Below are 21701 nucleotides of genomic sequence, written 5' to 3'. Positions count from 1 at the left end.
CTGGCTGACCTGACCTGGCTCAGATCATCGCCATGCCGCCGTTGACGTGGATCGTCTGGCCGGTGACGTAGGAAGCCTCGTTGCTGGCGAGATAGACCACGGAGGATGCCACCTCTTCGCCTGTCCCCATGCGGCGCATCGGGATGGCGGACATGATGCCTTCCTTCTGCTTGTCGTTCAGCTTGTCCGTCATGGCCGATTCGATGAAACCGGGTGCAACGCAATTGACCGTGACGTTGCGGCTGGCGATCTCAGCCGCGAGCGCCTTGGAAAAACCGATAAGGCCGGCCTTGGACGCGACATAGTTGGTCTGGCCCGGATTGCCGGTCACGCCGACAACGGAGGTGATGTTGATGATGCGGCCATAGCGGCGGCGCATCATCGGATGGGTCAGTTCGCGGGTCAGGCGGAACACGGCGGTCAGGTTGACCTCCAGCACATTGTCCCAATCGGCATCGCTCATGCGCACGAACAGGCCGTCCTTGGTGATGCCGGCATTGTTGACGAGGATTTCGACGCCTTCGAGATCGGCTTCGGCCTTTTCGCCCAGCGCCTTCACTTCATCGCGGTTCGACAGGTTGGCCGGGAAAATCTTGACCCGGTCGCCAAGCTCGTTTGCCAGCGCCTCGAGTTTTTCGACGCGTGTGCCATGCAGGCCGACAATGGCGCCCTGCGCATGCAGCGCGCGGGCAATGGATTCGCCGATACCGCCGCTGGCGCCGGTTATGAGAGCCTTGCGGCCTGTCAGGTCAAACATTGCTCAATCCCTTCCGTTCAAACGTTCAGTACAGCAACAGCTGCTTCGATATCTTCCGGCGTGCCGACGGCGACACCGGAAATGTCCTTGTTGATGCGGCGTGCCAGGCCGGTCAAAACCTTGCCTGCGCCAATCTCGTAGAGTGTCGTTGCGCCATTGGCGCCGAACCACTCGACCGTCTCGCGCCAACGGACCTGGCCTGTTACCTGCTCAACCAGCAAGGCTGCGATTGCATCGGCCGACGTCACCGGAGCCGCGCGCACATTGGCGATCAGCGGCACCACCGGATCGTGCTTGGCCACATTGGCCAGCGCCTCGCGCATGGCATCGGCGGCCGGCGCCATCAGCGCGGAATGGAAAGGTGCGGAGACCGGTAGCATGATGGCGCGCTTGGCGCCCCGTTCCGTCGCCAGCGCGGCGGCCGCCTCGACCGGTGCCTTCGACCCGGAAATGACGATCTGGCCGCCGCCATTGTCATTGGCGATCTGCACCGGGCCTTCGAGCGCGGCATCGGCGCAGACAGCGGCGACAACCTCGTGCTCAAGCCCGATGATGGCGGCCATGGCACCAGCACCGGCGGGAACCGCCTGCTGCATGGCATTGCCGCGGATGCGCAGGAGCCGCGCCGTATCGGCGAGCGAGAATGTACCGGCAGCGCACAGCGCCGAATATTCGCCGAGCGAATGACCGGCGACATAGGCGACCTTGTCCTTGATCGATATGCCGCGCGCTTCCAGCACGCGGATGACAGCGATGGACACCGCCATCAGGGCCGGCTGCGCATTGGCGGTCAGTGTCAGGGTTTCTTCCGGGCCGTCCCAGATGATGGCGGAGAGCTTTTCACCAAGCGCATCGTCGACCTCGTCGAACACCGCTTTGGCTTCGGCAAAATTGTCGGCCAATGCCTTGCCCATGCCGACGGCCTGACTGCCCTGACCGGGGAAGGTGAATGCTATGGACATGGGGCGTGCCTCCGGATTTCTGCTTTATCGTCGTCAATCTGCCGCGCGATGTGCCTATCGGCAAGCCCGAAGTCAAGCTTTCATGCGCCGTACCGGCCGCACATGCACATTATAATAGGCGGAATAACGGGTTTTCAGCGCCACGCCCGCTGTCGCGTCTGGCTGTTGAAAGGTGGGAAAGACGGGCGGTCCCTGGAACGCGGGTCTTGGGGTATGTGGTATGCAATGCTTGCGATCCTGGGGACCACCCGCCTCGGCGTTTTTGAGGGTTTTACCCAATGCGCATCCATTGGGCCAAACCTCCCCGGCCGCACAGGTTCCTCCCTGCAGGGCCGAAGCGCCGATCCTTTCCCGACTTTCGAAGGTTTCCGGAAGCATTCCCGCCGGAAAGGACACGAGAAGAATAAGCGAGGTTGGGAGAACGTGGATAAGTTGGCGTGGTTTTTATTTGAGATGGCAAAACTGTGGTGCGTGGTTCGACAAGCTCACCATGAGGGAAGTTGCATTTTGCAGAGCACCGGATTCCCTCATGGTGAGCTTGTCGAACCACGCACCACGGACTACAAATCCCCATAAACTGCCCGGCATGTCGCGTTGCAATATAAAACGTCCGTGGCGGGTTGCGTCTTTTGCCATTTGCCCGTATAAGCCGCCCGTTCATTGCTCGGCGTCAGCTGGGGGCTGAACGGAGGGCCGGATTTCGATCCGTGGAAGCGTAAAAGCTTCAGCCTCCCGTGTCTCCGCTCTCGATCGTCTCCATCAGCGTCCTTTCTTCCCCGGTCACCCGGCAGAGAGATTCGCAGAGGTTTACCGTTGATTCCGGGCAATATTAACGAAGAAAGGCAAAGACAATGGCTCTTTATGAACATGTGTTCCTTGCTCGACAGGACATTTCGCAGCAGCAGGTCGATGCGCTTGTAGAACAGTACAAGGGTATCATCGAGGCCAATGGCGGCAAAGTCGGGCGTATTGAAAGCTGGGGCCTCCGCGCCCTGACATACCGCATCAACAAGAACCGCAAGGCGTATTACTCGCTTCTCAACATCGATGCTCCGGCAGCTGCCGTTGCCGAAGTTGAGCGCCAGCAGCGCATCAATGAAGACGTTCTGCGCTTCATGACGATCCGCGTTGAAGAGCACGAAGAAGGCCAGTCGGCCATGCTTGCACGCCGTGACGATCGCCGCGAACGCGACGACAAGTTCGGTGGCCGTGATGACGATCGTCCGCGCCGCCCACGCCGCCCGCGTGACAACGAAGCCGGTGAAGGAGCAGAATAATGGTTGATATCAATCAGATCCCGACCCGTCGTCCGTTCCATCGCCGCCGCAAGACCTGCCCGTTCTCGGGTGCCAATGCGCCGAAGATCGACTACAAGGACATCAAGCTCCTGTCGCGCTACATTTCCGAGCGTGGCAAGATCGTTCCTTCCCGTATTACGGCTGTCAGCCAGAAGAAGCAGCGCGAACTCGCCCAGGCGATCAAGCGCGCCCGTTTCCTCGGCCTGCTGCCATACGTGGTAAAGTAAGACTATCGAAGGCGGCAGGATTTCATCCCGCCGCCTTCTGCCCTCCGGGGCAACACAGCCTTCCGCGATGGGCGCGGTCAGGCACACCAGAAAACCCAAGTTGAGGGATCGGTTGAAAAACCACCTCTAACTGCTTCAACAAGCAGGACAGCGAGCGACATGAAACTGACTGGAACAGATATCGGCATTGGTGTGCTGGCGGGCCTTGCGGCTGCGCTGCTGACGACCGGTGTTATCGTGAATTCCAGCCTTGCCATGATATTGCTGCTGTTTTCGCCGCTGCCGATCTTTGTCGCGGCGCTGGGCTGGGGCACGGCCTGCGGCTTCATCGCCGCGCTGACCGTGGCTGTTGCGGTGTCCGTCATCGCCGCCCCGACGGCCGCCGTCGTCGTCGTGCTCATCACCGCCCTGCCCGCCGCCGTCGGCGCCTATTTCACCGGCCTTGCCCGTCCGGCCGCCGAGATTGGTGGACCCAAGGACGTCTATGTCTGGTATCCCCTCGCCGATACATTGCTGCGGCTGGCGCTTGTTGTCGCCGCCGCCTTCATCGTCATCGGCGTCATGATCGGCTTCAGCGAAGACTTTGCCCGCCAGCTGGCGCAGGCGCTGACCCAGCAGCTGGCCGTGAGCAATCCGGAACTGGCGGCCAATGCCGACCTGACGCAGAGCATGGCGCAATTCGTCGTGCGCGTCCTGCCGGCCCTGCAGCCCGCCGCGTGGCTGTGCGTCATCATCGCCAATCTGTACATCGCCCTGCGCCTGACCGCTGCCTCGGGCAAACTGCGCCGCCCGCGGGACGACTGGCCGCGTGCCCTGCGCATGCCGCGCCCGGCGCTTGTCGTTTTTGCCGTCGCCTGCGCCGCTGCGTTTCTGCCGGGCGGTCCCGGCTACGCGGCAACGGCGGTTGCCGGTGCCCTCGGCGCCGGGTTCGTCCTGGCCGGCTTCGGCATGCTGCATGCCCGCACGCGCGGCGCCACCTGGCGGCCGTTTGCGCTGTGGTTCGCCTATCTCGCCGTGTTTCTCTTTATTTTTGCGCTTCTCGTCTTCCTTCTCGCCGGTCTGTTTGACACATCGCGCAACGCGCCGGTTTCGAAGGCTGTGAATACCGATACCCCACCCAATAACGACAATTGAACTTGAAAGGAAAACTCACATGGAAGTCATTCTTCTCGAACGCATCAGCCGCCTCGGCCAGATGGGTGAAACAGTCAAGGTAAAGGACGGCTTTGCCCGTAACTTCCTTCTGCCGCAGGGCAAGGCGCTTCGTGCCAACGAAGCCAACAAGAAGAAGTTCGAAGGCCAGCGCGCCCAGCTCGAAGCCCGCAACCTCGAGCGCAAGACCGAAGCTCAGGCAATCGCCGACAAGCTCGACGGCAAGACATTCGTCGCCGTTCGCTCCGCCGGTGAAACCGGTCAGCTCTACGGTTCAGTAACGACCCGCGACATTGCCGACCTGATCACGGCGGAAGGTTTCTCGATCAACCGCAACCAGGTTGAACTGAACACGCCAATCAAGACGATCGGCCTGCACAAGATCGTTCTGGTTCTGCATCCGGAAGTTGAAGCAACGGTTACGATCAACATTGCCCGTACGGCCGATGAAGCCGAGCGTCAGGTAAAGGGTGAAGACCTCACCTCCGCCGAAGCGATCTATGGCATTGAAGAAGCACCGCTTTCCGACGAATTCTTCGACGAAGACGAAGAAGGCGAAGAAAACGCCTGATTTCAAAGCAAAAACCGCTCGCAGGAGTGGTGTTTGCTTTACCATAAAACACCCGGCAGAGATGCCGGGTGTTTTTTTGCTTTGCAGAATCAAAAAAACGGGTAAATTTGTTTATCCTACCCACGCCCGACCTTGGCTCAATCCCGAGCCTCATAATGGCCGAGCTCTATCGTCAATGATGGAGATTGTTCATGAATGCCATTCTTAGGGCTGCGCTTTCGCGGCTCATCCACACTGGTACACTTTCGATTACTGACTCATCCGGCCAGAAGCGCACCTTTGGTGACGGGACCGGAGAACCGATCCACTTCCGCATCAACACGGCTGCGGCCGAACGGCGGATTGCCTTCGACCCGTCCCTGCATTTCGCCGAAGCCTATATGAACGGCGAACTCGATGTTCTCGACGGCGATATCTACGACGTCCTAAAGATCATCTTTGAAAACACCGGCGCCACCGCGGCACGCGAGCCATGGATGCTGGCGCTGGAGGGCATTCGCCGTGCCACCCGCCGCCTGCACCAGATGAACAATCTCACCCGTTCATCCAGCAATGTGCAGCGGCACTACGACCTGTCGGAAGAGCTCTACCGCCTGTTTCTCGACCCGGACATGCAGTATTCCTGCGCCTATTTCGAGCATCCAGATGCGACCCTCGAAGAGGCGCAACTGGCGAAGAAGCGGCATATCGCGGCCAAGCTTCTGGTCGAAAAAGGCCACAGGACCCTCGATATCGGCTGCGGCTGGGGCGGTCTCGGGCTTTACCTCGCCCGTCATCTCGATGCCAATGTGCTGGGTGTCACCCTCTCGCACGAACAGCATGGCATCGCCAACAAGCGGGCCATCGACGAGGGCCTGTCGACACAGGCTCGCTTCGACCTGCGCGACTACCGGACCATCGACGACAGCTTTGACCGGATTGTCTCCGTCGGCATGTTCGAGCATGTCGGCGTCGGGCATTTCGCCGAGTATTTCCAGCATACGGCGCGGCTGTTGAAGAAGGACGGGGTTTTCCTCCTGCATTCGATCGGCCGGTCGGACGGGCCGTCCTATACCAATGCCTTCATCCAGAAGTACATCTTTCCGGGCGGCTACATTCCCGCGCTCTCGGAGGTGCTTCCGCAGATCGAAAAGGCGGGGCTGGTCATCACCGACATCGAAATCCTGCGGTTGCACTATGCTGACACACTGCGCATCTGGCGTGAGCGGTTCATGGCGAACCGCGACAAGGCCAAGGCGATCTATGATGAACGTTTCTGCCGCATGTGGGAATTCTATCTCGCCGCATCGGAATCAGCCTTCCGCTGGCAGAACCTGATGGTGTTCCAGATCCAGCTGGCGCACCGGCAGGAATCGGTGCCGCTGACGCGCAACTACATCGAGAAGGAAGAAAAGCGCCTGAAGCGGCTGGAAAGCGAGCGCAGCTGCGCCAATACCCAGGTCGACAACCGGGAATCGGCTGCCGGGCGCTGACGCCCGCCGCAGCAAACCCATTGGCCCGTCGCGATCGTGCTGATCGCGGCGGGCCAATGCATGAATCGCGCCCGGTTTTTGTATCGTGATCGCGCATTCTGGCAAGTGCGCGGTGGACATTGGCAGGAGAACGCGCTTAAGCCTCCCCACGGGCTGCCAGATGGCTTAGAATCATCGAGGCGCGAATCAGGTAAGAAATAAAGCCAATCTTTTCCGCTGCTGTGGATAGCGGGGTTAAGCCTGTGCTTTGGCAATGCTCCATTGCTTAGGATTCACGCCGAAGGCCATAGTTAATTCGAACGGGAAAAAATACCATGGCTGAGGCAGCACGCAAATTCATCGAGGTACGGGACAACGCGGACAAGCTTTACCGTGAAGCACCGAACAATATCGAAGCCGAACAGGCGCTGCTCGGGGCCATTCTCATCAACAATGATGCGTTTTACCGGGTCTCCGACTTCCTCAAGCCAGTGCATTTCTACGAGCCACTGCACCGCAAGATTTTCGACGTGTCGTCGGACATGATCCGCATGGGCAAGATGGCCAATCCCGTCACGCTGAAGACGTTCCTGCCCGTGGAGGAAAAAGTCGGCGAGATGACGGTGATGCAGTATCTGGCGCGCCTTGCCGCCGAAGCTGTGACCATCATCAATGCCGAGGACTATGGCCGCGCCATCTATGATCTTGCCACGCGCCGCGCGCTGATCACCATCGGCGAGGACATGGTCAATATCGCCTATGACGCGCCGGTGGACGTGGCGCCGCAGGGCCAGATCGAGGATGCCGAGCGCCGCCTGTTCGAACTGGCGGAAACCGGCCGCTACGATGGCGGCTTCCAGACCTTCACCGATGCGGTGAAAACCGCCGTCGACATGGCCAACGCCGCCTTCATGCGCGACGGGCACCTGTCCGGCGTTTCCACCGGCATCCATTCTCTCGACAACCGCATGGGCGGCCTGCAGCCGTCGGATCTGATCGTGCTTGCAGGACGACCCGGCATGGGCAAGACCTCGCTTGCCACCAACATCGCCTTCAACATCGCCGCGGCTTACGAGTCCGAGCAATTGGCGGACGGGACGATCAAGGCCAAGAATGGCGGCGTTGTCGGCTTCTTCTCGCTCGAAATGTCGTCGGAACAGCTGGCGACGCGTATCATTTCCGAGCAGTCGGAGATCAGTTCATCGAAAATCCGCCGCGGTGAAATCAACGAGGCCGAATTTGAAAAGCTCGTCGCCTGCTCGCAGCACATGCAGAAGGTGCCGCTCTATATCGACCAGACCGGTGGTATTTCCATTGCGCAGCTGGCCGCCCGCGCCCGGCGTTTGAAGCGCCAGCGCGGCCTTGACGTTCTGGTCATCGACTATATCCAGCTGATGCAGGGCTCGTCCAAAAAGGCGTCGGAAAACCGCGTTCAGGAAATCACCGAAATCACCACGGGCTTGAAGGCTCTCGGCAAGGAACTCAACACCCCGATTATCGCGCTGTCACAGCTCTCCCGTCAGGTGGAAAGCCGCGAAGACAAGCGCCCGCAGCTCTCCGACCTGCGCGAATCCGGGTCGATCGAGCAGGACGCCGACGTGGTGATCTTTGTTTATCGCGACGAATACTACATCAAGAACAAGGAGCCGAAGGAAGGCACCGAGGAGCATTTCAAGTGGCAGGCCGACCTCAAGGAGGCCATGGGCAAGGCGGAAGTCATCATCGCCAAGCAGCGTCACGGCCCGACGGGCACGGTGAAGCTGGCCTTCCAGGCGGAATTCACCCGGTTCACCGACCTTGCGGAAGATTCACACCTGCCAGAACGCTTCGAGTAATCAATTGAACAGCACAAAACCTCACGTCACCACCGCAGGCGCCGATCCTCGTCTCGCGGGCGGGCGGCTTACCATCGATCTCGATGCGCTCGTGGCCAACTGGACGTTCCTTGCGGAAAAATCGAAACCGGCGCAGGCGAGCGCCGTCGTCAAGGCCGACGCCTACGGGCTCGGCATCGGCCATGTCGTGCCTGTCCTGCGCGACGCCGGCTGCCGGACCTTCTTCGTGGCACTGGTCGAGGAGGGCCTGCGGGTCAAGGCCGCCGCGCCGGATGCACGGGTTTTCGTTCTGAACGGCCTGTTTGCCGACGCGCGCCCGGTGTTCGAAGCATCGGGGCTGATCCCCGTCCTCGGCTCACTGCACGAAATCGGCCTGTGGAGCCGCGCCAATGCCGCGAGCGGATTGACGCTGCCCTACGCCCTGCATGTGGATACCGGCATGAACCGGCTGGGACTGACCATGGCCGAAGCACTCGACTTTGCTGCCGCTGGCCGCGAAATGCCGGTGCTGGTGATGACGCATCTGGCAACCGGCGATGAACCCGGTCATCGCCTCACCCGGCAGCAGATCGAGTCATTTCAAATGCTTCGCACCGCTTTTGCAGGCATTGAATCAAGCGCGTCCAACTCCTCCGGCATTTTTCACACGATCAGCAATGGCGGTGACCTGAGCCGTCCGGGCATTGCGATGTATGGCGGCGAGGCGCTGGCCGGCGTCGCCAATCCCATGCGCCCCGTGGTGACGCTGGAAGCGCGCGTCGTGCAGATCCGCACCAGCCCCAAGGGTGAGACGACCGGTTACGGCGCCACCGCGCTCTTGGAACGCGAAACCCGGATTGCCATCTGCTCGACCGGCTACGCCGATGGCTATCTGCGCTCGCTGTCGGGCAGCGGCACGCCCCTGCGCAACGTCGTGCCCAAGGGCGGCGAAGGCTTTGTCGCCGGACGCAAGGTGCCGGTGATCGGCCGGGTGACCATGGACCTGACGTCGTTCGACATCACCGATCTTCCCGAGGACGCCGTCAAACCCGGCGATCACGTCGAGCTGTTCGGTGGCAATATCGCCCTGGATGACGCGGCGCGCGCCGCCGGGTCCATCGGCTTCGAACTTTTGACCAGCCTGGGCAACCGCTATCACCGCCGCTACCTCTATTCCGGAAAAGGCGCCTGATGGCCAAGGCAAGAATTCAATTCATCTGCCAGAACTGCGGTGCCGTGCATACGCGCTGGGCCGGCAAGTGCGATTCCTGCGGCGAGTGGAACACGCTGGTCGAGGAAGGCACGGCGGGCGGCATCGGCAGCGGTCCCGGCAAGCTGTCGGGCCGCAAGGGGCGCGCCGTCGCCCTCACCTCGCTGTCCGGCGAGATCGAGGATGCGCCGCGCATCCACTCCGGCATCGGCGAGCTTGACCGGGTCACCGGCGGCGGTTTCGTGCGCGGTTCGGCCATTCTGGTGGGCGGCGATCCCGGCATCGGCAAATCCACCCTGCTGACCCAGGCGGCGGCGGCACTGGCGCGGCAGGGCCACAAGGTCATCTATGTCTCGGGCGAAGAAGCGGTGGCGCAGATCCGCCTGCGCGCGCAGCGCCTGCATGCCGCCGACACCGATGTGCTTCTGGCCGCTGAAACCAATGTCGAGGACATTCTCGCCACCATTTCCGATTCCAAGCGGCCCGATCTCATCATCATCGATTCGATCCAGACCCTGTGGACGGATGCCGCCGATTCGGCCCCCGGCACGGTCACGCAGGTGCGCGCCGGGGCCCAGGCGATGATCCGCTTTGCCAAGCAGACCGGCGCCGCCGTGGTTCTGGTCGGCCACGTCACCAAGGACGGCCAGATCGCCGGACCGCGCGTCGTCGAGCACATGGTGGATGCGGTGCTGTATTTCGAAGGCGAAGGCGGCCACCACTACCGCATCCTGCGCACGGTGAAGAACCGTTTCGGCCCGACCGACGAGATCGGCGTGTTTGAAATGTCCGACCGCGGATTGCGCGAAGTGGCCAATCCGTCGGAACTTTTTCTCGGCGAACGCAATGACAAATCGCCGGGCGCCGCGGTTTTTGCCGGGATGGAAGGCACCCGGCCGGTGCTTGTGGAAATTCAGGCGCTGGTGGCGCCCTCGACGCTCGGCACACCGCGCCGCGCCGTCGTCGGCTGGGACGGCGGCCGCCTTTCGATGATTCTGGCGGTGCTTGAAGCCCATTGCGGCGTGCGGTTCGGCCAGCACGATGTTTACCTGAATGTGGCGGGCGGATACCGGATTTCCGAGCCTGCAGCCGATCTTGCGGTTGCATCTGCACTGGTTTCCTCCATTGCCGGTATTGCCCTTCCGGCCGATTGCGTCTATTTCGGCGAAGTCAGCTTGTCTGGCGCCGTTCGCCCGGTGGCGCATGCGGTGCAGCGGCTGAAGGAAGCAGAGAAGCTTGGGTTCAAGCAGGCTGTTCTTCCCAAGGGAAGCAACGACGTGCCGAAGGGACGCAATGCCCATCTGACCGAGACCGCTTCGCTGCCGGACCTTGTGGCCCGGATTGCGGCGTCGGGACCCGGTAAAACGAAACGCGACGACTGACGCGGCACAGTCCTCCCGAGAGGGCGTGCAGGTCGGAATTGGATTGGGGATACATGTAAATGCCTATTACGTTGCTAGACGGAATTCTTTTGGGCATCACCCTCGTTTCGGCGGTCCTCGCCATGGTGCGCGGCTTTTCGCGCGAAGTGCTGTCCGTCGTGTCATGGGCAGCGGCGGCCGCCGCCGCCTATCTCTTCTACAAGCCGGTCGTCCCCTTCCTTGCCCCCTATATCAGCAATGAGACCATCGCCCAGATCGCGGCCGCCGGTATCGTCTTCATCGTGACGCTGATCATCGTTTCCGTCATCACCATGAAGATTGCCGATTTCATCATCGACAGCCGTATCGGCGCGCTCGACCGCACGCTCGGCTTCCTCTTCGGTGCGGCGCGCGGCGTTCTTCTGGTGGTTGTCGCGATGCTGTTCTTCAACTGGCTCGTCACGGACAACCAGCCCGCCTGGGTGGCGCAGGCCAAGTCCAAGCCGATGATCGACTCACTCGGCGCAAAGCTGATCAGCCTTTTGCCGGAAGACCCGGAATCAACCATTCTGAAGCGTTTGAAGCCCGGCTCGAGCCATACTCCGGACGCAACGACGGCACCTGAACCCAAGGAAGACATCCCGCCGGAAGGCACGACACCGAAGCCCTGACGGGCTGCCGGGTGCGACAAACGGTTAACTTGGCGTTTGCGTGGTAATACCCCACATAGTGTGGCATAATGGAATGACAGATCTTACAGTTGAATCTGCGGCGAAAGGCTTGCGGTAATGACCGACATTTTTCGTGATGAGACCCCTCTCATGTCCCTTGACGACGACACACTGCATGAAGAGTGCGGTGTGTTTGGCATTTTGGGGCATCCCGATGCCGCCACGCTGACGGCGCTGGGTCTGCACGCCCTGCAGCATCGCGGGCAGGAAGCGGCGGGTATCGTCTCCTATGACGGCAAGCAGTTCTGCTCGGAGCGCCGCATGGGCCTTGTCGGCGACCATTACACCAACCCCGCCACGCTGGCGCAGCTGCCCGGCGACCGCGCCATCGGCCATGTGCGCTATTCCACGACAGGCGATCCGGCGCTGCGCAACGTGCAGCCGCTGTTCGCCGAACTGGAAATCGGCGGCATCGCCATTGCCCATAACGGCAATTTCACCAACGGCCTGACCATGCGCCGCAAGCTGATCGCCGACGGCGCGATCTGCCAGTCCAATTCCGACACGGAAGTGGTGCTGCATCTCATCGCCCGTTCGCGCAGCACATCGTCGAGCGACCGTTTCGTCGATGCGATCCGCCAGATGGAAGGCGGCTATGCCATGCTCGCCCTCACCCGCACCAAGCTGATCGCCGCGCGCGATCCGATCGGCATCCGGCCGCTCGTCATGGGTGATCTCGACGGCAAGCCGATCTTTGCCTCCGAAAGCTGCGCGCTCGACATCATCGGCGCGAAGTTCGTGCGTGACATCGAGAACGGCGAAGTCGTGGTCTGCGAAATCCAGAGCGACGGCACGATCAGCATCGAGGCCTTCAAGCCGCAGTCACCGAAGCCGGAACGCATCTGCCTGTTCGAATATGTCTACTTTGCCCGCCCGGATTCCGTTGTCGGCGGCCGCAACGTCTATACCGCCCGCAAGAACATGGGCATCAACCTGGCCAAGGAAGCACCGCTGGACGCCGACGTCGTCGTCCCGGTTCCCGACGGCGGCACGCCTGCGGCCATCGGCTTTGCCCAGGCGAGCGGCATTCCGTTCGAGCTCGGCATCATCCGCAACCATTATGTCGGCCGTACCTTCATCGAGCCGACCCAGTCGATCCGTGCCTTCGGTGTCAAGCTGAAGCATTCGGCCAACCGCGCCGTGATCGAAGGCAAGCGCGTGGTTCTGGTCGACGATTCCATCGTGCGCGGCACGACGTCAGTCAAGATCGTGCAGATGATCCGCGATGCCGGGGCGCGCGAAGTGCATATCCGTGTCGCCAGCCCGATGATCTATCATCCGGATTTCTACGGCATCGACACGCCGGATGCGGACAAGCTGCTGGCCAACCAGCATGCGACCCTTGCCTCCATGTGCAAATATATCGGCGCGGATTCGCTGGAATTCCTGTCGATCGACGGGCTGTACAGGGCGGTCAGCGGGGCACCGCGCGACGCACAGGCGCCGCTGTTCACCGACCACTACTTCACTGGCGATTACCCGACCCGGCTGGTTGACCGGGACGGCATCAGCAATGTGCGCCAGTTCTCGCTTCTCGCAAACAACGGCTAACGGTTGAGTTCCCATTCATGATTTCTGACGGCAGTTTCCGGCTGGACGGCAAGCTTGCGCTTGTCACCGGCGCATCCCGCGGCATCGGTTATTTCCTTGCCAAAGACCTGGCAGCGCGCGGCGCGCATGTGATTGCCGTTGCCCGCACGGTGGGCGGGCTGGAAGAGCTGGACGACGAAATCAAGGCTGCGGGCGGCACAGCGACGCTGGTGCCGCTGGACCTGACCGACATGCCCGCCATCGACCGGCTCGGCGGTTCCATCCATGAGCGCTGGGGCAGGCTCGACATTCTCATCGCCAATGCCGGTATCCTCGGCACGATTTCGCCGATCGGCCATGTCGAGGCAAAAGTCTTCGACAAGCTGATGAACATCAATGTGACCAGCGTCTGGCGGCTGATCCGCAGCACCGACCCGCTGCTAAGACTTTCCGAGGCGGGCCGTGCGGTGCTGCTATCCTCCGGCGTTGCCCACTCCGCCCGTGCCTATTGGGGGCCCTATGCGGCATCCAAAGCCGCTGTCGAGGTGATGGGCCGCAGCTGGGCCGAGGAAGCGCGCCAGACAAAACTGCGCATCAATTCGGTCAATCCCGGCGCGACACGCACCGCGATGCGGGCGCAGGCCGTACCGGGCGAAGACCCCGACACACTGCCGACTGCGGCGGATGTGGCCGCCAAGATCGCGCTCATCCTCGATCCGAGGATCGACGCCACTGGCAAGCTCTACGACGTGCGCGCCGGCAAGCTGCTGGGCTACAACGACCCGAGCTGAAAGCTGATCATCCGGCGAGGCGGATAACCGCAGCGCCGGTTTTGCCTGCGGAGAGCGCATTGGCGCGCCACGCTTTCGGGCTCATGCCGGTGACGCGCAGGAACTCGCGGTTGAAGTTGGATTTTGTCTGAAACCCGGCATCAAACATGATGCCGGTGACCGCACGATCCGTATCCGCCAGCAGGCGGCAAGCCTCCCTCACCCGGTAATCATTGACATAGTGCGAGACGCTCATCGCCTTGACCCGGTTGACGGCTATCGACACCTGCCGGGCCGGCAGGCCCATCTTGCGCGCCAGGCGGTTGAGGTTGAGATCGACATCCCGGTAGAGTTCCCGCGCCTGCATCAGCCGATCGAGCGCGGCGGCGATGTCCGTGTCTTCGGCGCTGGGCAGCACCGGCGACGCGCCCTCCTCCGTGGCGGTTTCGTCCCGTTCCTCCGGGCGGCTGGTTCCCGCGACCGTGGCCGCGCTCCCGAGGACGAGCAGGGCCAGGACATTGCCGATGGCAACGATGCGGGCGGAATGGCTGCCGCCCGACTGGGCAAAATCCCAGCTGATGACGATGTCGGTCAGCGCGGAACTGGAAACGGCAAAGGCCGTCACCTGCAGCGCCCGGTAGGCGCTGATGACACCGTCGAGCCGGGATGAACCCAATGCATCCGGACCGGCCCACGCGAGGCGGCAGAGGGCAATGCCATAGCCCGCGAACACCAGGATGATAACCAGCGAGATCGGTGCGGGCCAAAAAGCGATAAGGCCGATCACCACAAGCGTCGGCAACAGGTGCAGCAGGAGCCACGGACGCTCTGCCGGCGGCCGCTCGCTGCGCAGGCCTTCGAAACTCAGCCATGCCAGCGTGGCGATGATGACGGCGAGCACGGCCTGGACCGGCAGGACCTCCAGCACATCGTAGCCCCAGCGCACCCCGATCACCACCGATTGCAGGGCATAGACCGACACCAGGACGAGAAAGAACGGATTCCTGTCATTGCCATCGCTGCGCCGGATCATCTGGACGAGAAGGACGACAAGCAGGACGGCGACGACAAAAGGCAATGGAACAAACAGCATGGAACCTGCGACCGGGACGAGTGGACGAAGCCCACTATGTCCTGAAACGCGATCGCGGACGACCTGAATTGTGATCAAGGTCGAATTTCAGCCGATAGTGCCCTCCTCTGGTTGTCATGCCAACCCACAGGAGCCCATCATGCTGAGCCTTATCACCGCCATTCTGCTTCTCTTCGGAACCGTAACCCCCAGCGCCGCCGGCGAGGTCAAGCCGCCGCTCGATATCGGTGCGGTCAACAGCGTCACGATTACGGGGGAAGCCAGCAGCATCGTGTTCACTGCGGGCGATGGCCCGCCCTATCAGGCCCGCGTCACCAGCACCCGGTCCGGCTGGTTCTCCGGCTGGTATTCGAGCTGGTTCGCCGATCAATGCGCCACCCGCACCACCATGGAGGTCAGGGAACGCACGCTGCGCATCCACGTGGTCAATGCACCGCTGCTCAGCCTTTCCGACTGCGAAGTGCTGATCCGCGCCAGCCTGCCTGCCGGCAGCGATGTCAGCATCGAACAGGCGGCGCTGCAGGCCCGGCTGACCGGTGACTACGGTGCCGTGCGCATCAAGGGCCATGCGGCGGATTTTGCGCTGGATGGGCACGCGGCGAGCCTCGATATTTCGGGTGACGCCGTGCGCAGCGACCTGCGCTTTGCCCGCGTCAGCGGCTGCGAGACTATACGGCTCGATTCCCGCGCGCTCGACGCCTCGTTCAGCTTCGGCAAGGACGTTCCCATCAGCTACGCCGTGGATGCCAAGGCATCCCTCGTCGACAGCAAGCGGGACAGCACACCCGGCGCCAAACCCGCGATCAGCATCAAAAGCGACTATGCGCGCGTGACGATCCGCTAATCCCTATCACTTGAAACAAGGAAATCACCCATGAACATTCCCAGATTCATAGTATTGTCTGCCTTCCTCGCCTTAAGCTCCGTGCAGACGGCACCGGCCGCCGGACTGACATTCATTGACGTGCCGCAGGACAATCATGGCCCGTCATTGGAGAGCGCCGTCTGGTACCCCTGCGCCGGCAATCCGACGCAGGTCGACATTGGCTTCGATCATTCAACAGGGGTGAAGGATTGCCCGCTGATGGGCCAAAAGCTGCCGCTCATCGTGATTTCGCACGGTGTCGGCGGCTGGTACGGCAATTTCCATACGCTTGCCGAACAAATGGCCGATGCGGGTTTTGTCGTCGCGGCCATCAACCATCCGAGGGATGGCGGACGATCCAGAACGCGCGATCCGGGCGATATTGCGTCCATGACCCAGCGTCCGCAGGACATGACAAGGCTGCTGGACTTCATCCTCACCTCGTGGTCCGACGGGTCGCGCATCGATGCCGCCCGCATCGGCTTCTTCGGATTCTCCCGGGGCGGGTTCACCGGTCTTGGTATGATCGGCGGCAATCCCGACTGGAAAAAGCTGCTCGATAATTGCCCTGTCTATCCCGGCAATCGCTTCTGCGCGCAAATCCGGGCAGGTGATATTCCGCCGCTTACCGCCGATCCGCGCATCATCGCGGCTGTTATTGCCGACCCCGCCGGCGGCAACCTGTTCACCCCGGAGAGTTTGGGACGCGTGACTGTTCCCGTTCAGATCTGGGGTTCGGAATATGGCGGTGACGGCCTGTCGCCTGCCGATGCCGCCTCGGTTGCCAGATATCTGGCAGGCAAACCTGAATACCGCCTGGTGCCGAAGTCCGGCCACTTCTCGTTCCTGCCGCCATGCAGCGCCGAATTCGCCAAGCTCGTGGCTGACTCAGGAGATACGGAACTGTGCAGCGATGCCGAGGGCTTCGACCGCGTCGCCTTCCACAAACAGTTCAACGCGGATGTGCTCGCATTCTTCCGGAAGCATCTGACGGACACAAAACAACCCTGATGCAGGTCGGCGGATTGTCCCAGCTAACCCAGACAATCCCCAGCATTCCAATTCTCAAGAAGGAGATAGAACATGAAACTGCATATCATGCTTTGTGCTGCCGCGATTTCTGCTCTGGCCACCCCGCACATGGCCCATGCCGATAACATGGCCGGCGTTCGGCAAATCACCGTTCCCTCGAAGGAACGCGGCACCGATCTCGATGTGACGGTCTGGTATCCGGCACGGACCGGCGGCGAAGAAGTCCTGCTGGGCGATACCCCACTTTTCAAAGGGACCGCCAGCATGCGCGATGCACCTCCCGTTGAGAGAAAATTTCCTCTCATCCTGCTCTCCCACGGCACCGGCATTGCCGGCAATGCGCAAGCCACGGGCTGGATTGCCGCCCCCTTGGCGCGGCAGGGATATATTGTCGCCGCGCCAAACCACCCGGGAAATCAGAGCGGAAACAAATCGGCAAGCGAGACGATGAAGCTTTGGCTGCGGCCAGCGGATTTCACCGCGACCCTGGATGCGTTGAAAACCGGAACGGTTTTCCGCAACCGGATCGACTGGAAAAACGTCGGCGCGCTTGGCCTTTCCATGGGTGGCTACACCGCCCTTGCGGTGGCAGGCGCCCGCATGGACCGGCAACGCCTCGCGGCCTATTGCGATACCGATCTGCGCAACCACTCCCTGTGCGAATGGCTCGCACAGAGCGGCGTTGATCTGCACAGGATGGATGTGCAGCCGGCAGGCTTGGACTATAGGGACAACCGTATTCGCTCGGCAGTTGCAATCGACCCGGCCATGTCGGACACGCTCACAGCGGAAAGTGTTGCAGGCATCGCAATCCCCGTTGACCTCGTGAACCTCGGTCGAAAAGGCGACATTCCCCGCACGCTGCAGGCGTCGTGGATGGCTGACATCATTCCGGGTGCGCGCTACGCAAACATTGAAGATGCCGACCATTTCAGCATGTTTGCCGCGTGCAAGGCCGGTGCATCGGACAAACTGAAGGCTGAGGGCGTAACAGAACCGCTGTGCGACGATGGCGGCGGACGATCCCGCAGCGCCATTCATGCACAGCTGATCGATATGATCACAGACGCGTTCAACCGGACGCTCAAAGCGCAATAGATGCGCTGCAAAGTCGTTGTGCGTGGTTCGACAAGCTCACCATGAGGGAGTTGGTTTGGCGCAAAGCCAATTTGGCAACGTTGCAGAACATAGCTCTCTGCAATCCTCACTTTCCCTCATGGTGAGCTTGTCGAACCACGCATGATGGCGCCTGCAATCCGCTCAGGACGCCGGGGTCTCGGAACCGGCGACAGATTCAGCAGCAGCGGCAGCATCTGCCGCCTCGTGCCGCTTCCACGCGCGGGCGCTGAACGGCAGGCTCAGGAAAAAGCCGATGGTGGTCAGCGTCAGCGTCTGCCACGTATAGCTCATCAGGAATGCCACATAGACCACGATGAACAGGAAGCTCGGCATCACCCAGTCCGAGCGGAGTTTTGTTCCGGCCGCCTTGCCGCTGAACACCGGCAGGCGGCTGATCATCAGGATCGCCACGCAGACGGTATAGGCTGCGCCGGCAAAGGCCAGTGGCCTTGTCGGCGCGAGGCCGAGAAAGCCTAGATAGACCGGCAGCATCACCAGCATGGCCCCCGCCGGGGCGGGAACGCCGGTGAAAAAATTGCCCTGCCACGCCGGTTTGCCGATCACATCAAGCATTACATTGAAGCGGGCGAGGCGCAGGCAGCAGGCAATGCAATAGAGCAGCGCGGCGATCCAGCCGAAAGAGCGGGCCTGATCCAGCATGTAGGCATAGAGCACCAGCGCGGGCGCCACGCCGAAATTGACGATATCGGCAAGCGAATCCATCTGCGCGCCGAATTTTGTCGACCCCTTCATCATGCGGGCGATGCGCCCGTCAATGCCGTCGAGGAACGCGGCGAGAAGCACCATCGATACCGCCAGTTCGAAGCGGTTCTCGAAGGCCAGCCGGATACCGGTCAAACCGGCGCAGATGGCCAGAACCGTAATGACATTCGGCACGAGGTAGCGCATGGGGATGCGCGAACCCGTGGGTTCCTGCACCTGCGGCTTTTCATCGAACAGCGGATCGGTCTCGGGTTCGTTCATGCCGCGCGCCTCAGCTGATACGGACCAGCGGGGCGCTGGGCTCGCCGCCGAATTCCGCCAGCACGCTCTCGCCGCCAACGGCCGTCTGGCCGACGGCAACGCGCGGTGCAAAACCTTCCGGCAGGTAGACGTCGAGGCGCGAGCCGAAACGGATCAGGCCAAAGCGTTCGCCGATGGAAATGGAGTTGTTTTCATCCACCCAGCAGACGATACGGCGGGCGACGAGACCGGCAATCTGCACCACGGCAACCCGGCCATTGGGGCTGTCAATCACCAGGCCGTTGCGCTCGTTCTCGGCGCTCGCCTTGTCGAGTTCCGCATTGAGGAACTTGCCCGGCTTGTGGACAATGGTGGTGATGCGGCCGCGCACCGGGGCGCGGTTGATATGGCAGGAAAACACGTTCATGAACACGGAAATGCGGGTCATTTCGCGGTCGCCGAGGTTGAGTTCGCGCGGCGGCACGGCAGGCCCGACGGCCGATACGATGCCATCGGCCGGGCTGATCACCAGCCGGTCGTCGGTCGGGGTGACGCGCTGCGGATCGCGATAGAAATAGATGCACCAGGCGGTGAGGATGAGGCCGATCCAGAACAGCGGTTCCCAGAAATAGCCGAGAACCACGGTCACGCCGGCAAAACCGGCGATGAACGGATAGCCTTCCCGATGGATGGGGACCAGAGTGTTGCGGATGGAATCGACAAGGCTCATTGCTTTGTTCCTGACAGCGCCGGATGTTCGCCGGGCAGCATACACGCCGCGCCGGAATTTCGCGTTACTTATCGGAGATTGGCAGCGGGGGCAAACCTTTCAACCCGGCTTGCACCGGTCATCAGCAGAATTCTTCCGCATTCAATTTTTTCCGGCTGCGACTTTTCACGGCTCGACGGCGACATCCAAGGCGGGCTTGCCCCGGACAACCACGCCGAGATCGTCCTCCTCGCGCACCTTGCGCAGGCGTTCTTCGGCCTCGGTTGCCTCGCGCTGGCGGTTCCACATGGAGGCATAGAGGCCGTTTTCGGCCAAAAGCGCCGTATGCCTGCCGCGTTCGGCAATCACGCCATCCTTGAGCACGATGATCTCGTCGGCACCGATGATCGTCGACAGGCGGTGGGCGATCACCAGCGTGGTGCGGTCGCGGCTGACCAGATCGAGCGATGCCTGGATTTCATGTTCGGTGGCGCTGTCGAGCGCCGAGGTGGCCTCGTCGAGGATCAGGATCGGCGGCGCCTTCAAAATGGTGCGGGCAATGGCAACGCGCTGCTTTTCGCCGCCGGAGAGTTTCAGGCCGCGCTCACCGACCATGGCGTTGTAGCCTTCCGGCAGGCTCTGGATGAAACTGCCGATCTGGGCGAGTTCCGCCGCGTTGCGCACTTCCTCTTCCGTCGCCGTGATGCGGCCATAGCGGACGTTGTAGGCGATGGTATCGTTGAACAGCACCGTATCCTGCGGCACCATGCCGATCACCGCCCGCAGGCTTTCCTGCGTCACGTCGCGGATATCCTGGCCGTCAATGCTGATCGAACCGCCTTGGATATCGTAGAAGCGGTAAAGCAGGCGCGACAGGGTGGATTTGCCGGCACCCGACGGGCCGACAATGGCGACGGTCTTGCCGGCGGGAACTTCGAAGCTCACCCCTTTGAGGATCGGACGCTGGGGATCGTAGGCGAACTTCACATTGTCAAAGCGCACGGCGCCGCGCTCGATCACCAACGGCTTGGCACCGGGCTTGTCGGTCACCTCCTGCTCGACATCGAGAAGGTCGAACATCTGTTCGATATCGGTCAAGCCCTGCCGCACTTCGCGGTAGATGAAGCCGATGAAATTGAGCGGAATGGAAAGCTGCATGAGCATGGCATTGATGAAGACGAAATCGCCGAGGGTCTGCGTGCCGGCCAGCACCTCCCTGCCCGACATGATCATCATGACCGCCATGCCGATGCCGAAAATCACCGACTGGCCGAAATTCAGCCAGCCGAGCGACGTCCAGATGCGGGTCGCGGAAATCTCGTAGCGCGCCATGGCCGCATCGAAGCGGCTGGCCTCCATCTGCTCGTTGCCGAAATATTTGACGGTTTCGAAGTTCAGGAGCGAGTCGATGGCCTTGGTGTTGGCGTCCGTGTCGGAATCGTTCATGTCGCGGCGGATGCTGATCCGCCAATCGCTGGCACGGATGGTGAACCAGGTGTAGAGCCAGACCGTCGCCACGACCACGGCGAGATAGGACAGACCATAGGCAAACGCGAAAATCACGGCGGTCAGCAGGAATTCGATGATCGTCGGCGCGGTGTTGAGGATGGTGAAGCGGACGATGGTTTCAATGCCCTTGGTGCCGCGCTCGATGATGCGCGACAGGCCGCCGGTGCGCCGCTCGACGTGGAAGCGCAGGGACAGATTGTGCATGTGCACGAATGTCCGGTAGGCAAGCTTGCGCACGGCATATTGCCCGACACTGGCAAACAGCGCATCGCGCAGCTGGTTCAACCCCGCCTGAATGATGCGCGCGGCATTGTAGGCGGCCACCAGCATCAACGGGCCGACGAGAATGAGCGGCAAGAGATCGGACGGCACGAACTTGCCGTTCAAGGCATTGGTTGCCCATTTGAAGAAATAGGGCACCAGAATGAGGATGACCTTGGAAATCAGCAGGTAGAACGAGGCCCAGACGACCCGCATCTTCAGGTCGGGACGTTCATCCGGCCACATATAGGTCCAAAGATTGCGGATGGTCTGCAGCGTTTTGCCAGACTCGGCGGAGACAGTTTTTTCAGCCACG

Annotated in this window: 20 protein-coding genes; 14 read left to right on the top strand and 6 right to left on the bottom strand. The window is 61.6% G+C overall.

Annotation, left to right across the window (positions count from 1 at the left end):
• Positions 1-19: 19 nt before the first annotated feature.
• Positions 20-757: a 3-oxoacyl-[acyl-carrier-protein] reductase gene (fabG, locus tag ACP7B1_RS16915; RefSeq protein ID WP_346305584.1), complete on the bottom strand. Its 738-nt coding sequence runs from the start codon at positions 755-757 to the stop codon at positions 20-22.
• 17 nt (positions 758-774) lie between these two features.
• Positions 775-1719: an ACP S-malonyltransferase gene (fabD, locus tag ACP7B1_RS16910; RefSeq protein WP_346305585.1), complete on the bottom strand. Its 945-nt coding sequence runs from the start codon at positions 1717-1719 to the stop codon at positions 775-777.
• An 851-nt stretch (positions 1720-2570) separates the two neighbouring features.
• Here fabD and rpsF point away from each other — a divergent pair.
• The 11 genes from rpsF (at position 2571) to ACP7B1_RS16855 (ending at position 13855) form a co-directional block, all read left to right on the top strand.
• Positions 2571-2996: a 30S ribosomal protein S6 gene (gene rpsF / locus ACP7B1_RS16905; RefSeq protein ID WP_105735802.1), complete on the top strand. Its 426-nt coding sequence runs from the start codon at positions 2571-2573 to the stop codon at positions 2994-2996.
• Positions 2996-3244 (top strand): 30S ribosomal protein S18, encoded by a 249-nt coding sequence (gene rpsR / locus ACP7B1_RS16900; protein ID WP_027229803.1) that lies wholly within the window; start codon positions 2996-2998, stop codon positions 3242-3244. Before rpsF ends, rpsR begins: the two co-directional genes overlap by 1 nt.
• A 159-nt stretch (positions 3245-3403) precedes the next feature.
• Complete coding sequence (locus ACP7B1_RS16895; protein ID WP_346307611.1) at positions 3404-4378, top strand: DUF2232 domain-containing protein; 975 nt, start codon at positions 3404-3406, stop codon at positions 4376-4378.
• 19 nt (positions 4379-4397) lie between these two features.
• Positions 4398-4967, top strand: a complete 570-nt coding sequence (gene rplI / locus ACP7B1_RS16890; protein ID WP_288194111.1) for a 50S ribosomal protein L9 — start codon at positions 4398-4400, stop codon at positions 4965-4967.
• A 191-nt stretch (positions 4968-5158) separates the two neighbouring features.
• Positions 5159-6439, top strand: coding sequence for a class I SAM-dependent methyltransferase (locus ACP7B1_RS16885; RefSeq protein WP_403172094.1), 1281 nt, complete (start codon positions 5159-5161; stop codon positions 6437-6439).
• A gap of 314 nt (positions 6440-6753) precedes the next feature.
• Positions 6754-8253, top strand: coding sequence for a replicative DNA helicase (locus tag ACP7B1_RS16880; RefSeq protein WP_346304872.1), 1500 nt, complete (start codon positions 6754-6756; stop codon positions 8251-8253).
• A 4-nt stretch (positions 8254-8257) separates the two neighbouring features.
• Positions 8258-9424: an alanine racemase gene (gene alr / locus ACP7B1_RS16875; RefSeq protein WP_346304873.1), complete on the top strand. Its 1167-nt coding sequence runs from the start codon at positions 8258-8260 to the stop codon at positions 9422-9424.
• Positions 9424-10824: a DNA repair protein RadA gene (gene radA / locus ACP7B1_RS16870; protein WP_346304874.1), complete on the top strand. Its 1401-nt coding sequence runs from the start codon at positions 9424-9426 to the stop codon at positions 10822-10824. Before alr ends, radA begins: the two co-directional genes overlap by 1 nt.
• 59 nt (positions 10825-10883) lie before the next feature.
• Positions 10884-11474 carry a CvpA family protein gene (locus ACP7B1_RS16865; protein ID WP_105735815.1) on the top strand — a complete coding sequence of 197 codons (591 nt, stop codon included), beginning with the start codon at positions 10884-10886 and terminating at the stop codon, positions 11472-11474.
• A gap of 117 nt (positions 11475-11591) precedes the next feature.
• Complete coding sequence (gene purF / locus ACP7B1_RS16860; protein ID WP_403172051.1) at positions 11592-13085, top strand: amidophosphoribosyltransferase; 1494 nt, start codon at positions 11592-11594, stop codon at positions 13083-13085.
• 17 nt (positions 13086-13102) lie between these two features.
• Positions 13103-13855, top strand: a complete 753-nt coding sequence (locus ACP7B1_RS16855; protein ID WP_346304876.1) for an SDR family NAD(P)-dependent oxidoreductase — start codon at positions 13103-13105, stop codon at positions 13853-13855.
• A gap of 7 nt (positions 13856-13862) precedes the next feature.
• On the opposite strand, the gene ACP7B1_RS16850 is transcribed toward ACP7B1_RS16855, so the two are convergent.
• Positions 13863-14927 (bottom strand): AraC family transcriptional regulator, encoded by a 1065-nt coding sequence (locus ACP7B1_RS16850; RefSeq protein WP_346304877.1) that lies wholly within the window; start codon positions 14925-14927, stop codon positions 13863-13865.
• Between the two features lie 139 nt (positions 14928-15066).
• On the opposite strand from ACP7B1_RS16850, the gene ACP7B1_RS16845 reads away from it, so the two are divergent.
• The 3 genes from ACP7B1_RS16845 (at position 15067) to ACP7B1_RS16835 (ending at position 17922) form a co-directional block, all read left to right on the top strand.
• Complete coding sequence (locus ACP7B1_RS16845; protein ID WP_346304878.1) at positions 15067-15771, top strand: hypothetical protein; 705 nt, start codon at positions 15067-15069, stop codon at positions 15769-15771.
• Positions 15772-15801: 30 nt separating this feature from the next.
• Entirely contained in the window at positions 15802-16803 is a 1002-nt protein-coding gene (locus ACP7B1_RS16840; protein WP_346304879.1) for an alpha/beta hydrolase family protein, read from the top strand.
• 72 nt (positions 16804-16875) lie between these two features.
• Complete coding sequence (locus ACP7B1_RS16835; protein ID WP_346304880.1) at positions 16876-17922, top strand: alpha/beta hydrolase family protein; 1047 nt, start codon at positions 16876-16878, stop codon at positions 17920-17922.
• A 162-nt stretch (positions 17923-18084) separates the two neighbouring features.
• Here the strand turns inward: ACP7B1_RS16835 and pssA are convergent, their stop codons facing one another.
• The 3 genes from pssA to ACP7B1_RS16820 form a co-directional block, all read right to left on the bottom strand.
• Positions 18085-18852, bottom strand: coding sequence for a CDP-diacylglycerol--serine O-phosphatidyltransferase (gene pssA / locus ACP7B1_RS16830; protein WP_403177519.1), 768 nt, complete (start codon positions 18850-18852; stop codon positions 18085-18087).
• An 85-nt stretch (positions 18853-18937) separates the two neighbouring features.
• Entirely contained in the window at positions 18938-19636 is a 699-nt protein-coding gene (locus ACP7B1_RS16825) for a phosphatidylserine decarboxylase (protein WP_403171991.1), read from the bottom strand.
• A gap of 165 nt (positions 19637-19801) precedes the next feature.
• Positions 19802-21700 carry an ABCB family ABC transporter ATP-binding protein/permease gene (locus ACP7B1_RS16820; protein WP_426137133.1) on the bottom strand — a complete coding sequence of 633 codons (1899 nt, stop codon included), beginning with the start codon at positions 21698-21700 and terminating at the stop codon, positions 19802-19804.
• Between the last annotated feature and the right edge of the window lies 1 nt (position 21701).

Origin of the sequence: Phyllobacterium sp. SL163 (assembly GCF_049896885.1) — a bacterium.
GTDB classification, from domain to species: Bacteria; Pseudomonadota; Alphaproteobacteria; order Rhizobiales; family Rhizobiaceae; genus Phyllobacterium; species Phyllobacterium calauticae.
This window is presented reverse-complemented; position numbering and strand designations above follow the sequence as displayed.

What these genes read in the sequence shown, in the direction of transcription:
- ACP7B1_RS16835 (WP_346304880.1), top strand. Translation starts at nt 16,876, where the DNA reads ATGAAACTGCATATCATGCTTTGTGCTGCCGCGATTTCTGCTCTGGCC.
- rpsR (WP_027229803.1), top strand. Translation starts at nt 2,996, where the DNA reads ATGGTTGATATCAATCAGATCCCGACCCGTCGTCCGTTCCATCGCCGC.
- fabD (WP_346305585.1), bottom strand. Translation starts at nt 1,719, where the DNA reads ATGTCCATAGCATTCACCTTCCCCGGTCAGGGCAGTCAGGCCGTCGGC.
- radA (WP_346304874.1), top strand. Translation starts at nt 9,424, where the DNA reads ATGGCCAAGGCAAGAATTCAATTCATCTGCCAGAACTGCGGTGCCGTG.
- ACP7B1_RS16825 (WP_403171991.1), bottom strand. Translation starts at nt 19,636, where the DNA reads ATGAGCCTTGTCGATTCCATCCGCAACACTCTGGTCCCCATCCATCGG.
- ACP7B1_RS16880 (WP_346304872.1), top strand. Translation starts at nt 6,754, where the DNA reads ATGGCTGAGGCAGCACGCAAATTCATCGAGGTACGGGACAACGCGGAC.
- rpsF (WP_105735802.1), top strand. Translation starts at nt 2,571, where the DNA reads ATGGCTCTTTATGAACATGTGTTCCTTGCTCGACAGGACATTTCGCAG.
- ACP7B1_RS16845 (WP_346304878.1), top strand. Translation starts at nt 15,067, where the DNA reads ATGCTGAGCCTTATCACCGCCATTCTGCTTCTCTTCGGAACCGTAACC.
- ACP7B1_RS16850 (WP_346304877.1), bottom strand. Translation starts at nt 14,927, where the DNA reads ATGCTGTTTGTTCCATTGCCTTTTGTCGTCGCCGTCCTGCTTGTCGTC.
- ACP7B1_RS16865 (WP_105735815.1), top strand. Translation starts at nt 10,884, where the DNA reads ATGCCTATTACGTTGCTAGACGGAATTCTTTTGGGCATCACCCTCGTT.
- ACP7B1_RS16840 (WP_346304879.1), top strand. Translation starts at nt 15,802, where the DNA reads ATGAACATTCCCAGATTCATAGTATTGTCTGCCTTCCTCGCCTTAAGC.
- purF (WP_403172051.1), top strand. Translation starts at nt 11,592, where the DNA reads ATGACCGACATTTTTCGTGATGAGACCCCTCTCATGTCCCTTGACGAC.
- rplI (WP_288194111.1), top strand. Translation starts at nt 4,398, where the DNA reads ATGGAAGTCATTCTTCTCGAACGCATCAGCCGCCTCGGCCAGATGGGT.
- ACP7B1_RS16895 (WP_346307611.1), top strand. Translation starts at nt 3,404, where the DNA reads ATGAAACTGACTGGAACAGATATCGGCATTGGTGTGCTGGCGGGCCTT.
- ACP7B1_RS16885 (WP_403172094.1), top strand. Translation starts at nt 5,159, where the DNA reads ATGAATGCCATTCTTAGGGCTGCGCTTTCGCGGCTCATCCACACTGGT.
- pssA (WP_403177519.1), bottom strand. Translation starts at nt 18,852, where the DNA reads ATGCGCTACCTCGTGCCGAATGTCATTACGGTTCTGGCCATCTGCGCC.
- fabG (WP_346305584.1), bottom strand. Translation starts at nt 757, where the DNA reads ATGTTTGACCTGACAGGCCGCAAGGCTCTCATAACCGGCGCCAGCGGC.
- ACP7B1_RS16855 (WP_346304876.1), top strand. Translation starts at nt 13,103, where the DNA reads ATGATTTCTGACGGCAGTTTCCGGCTGGACGGCAAGCTTGCGCTTGTC.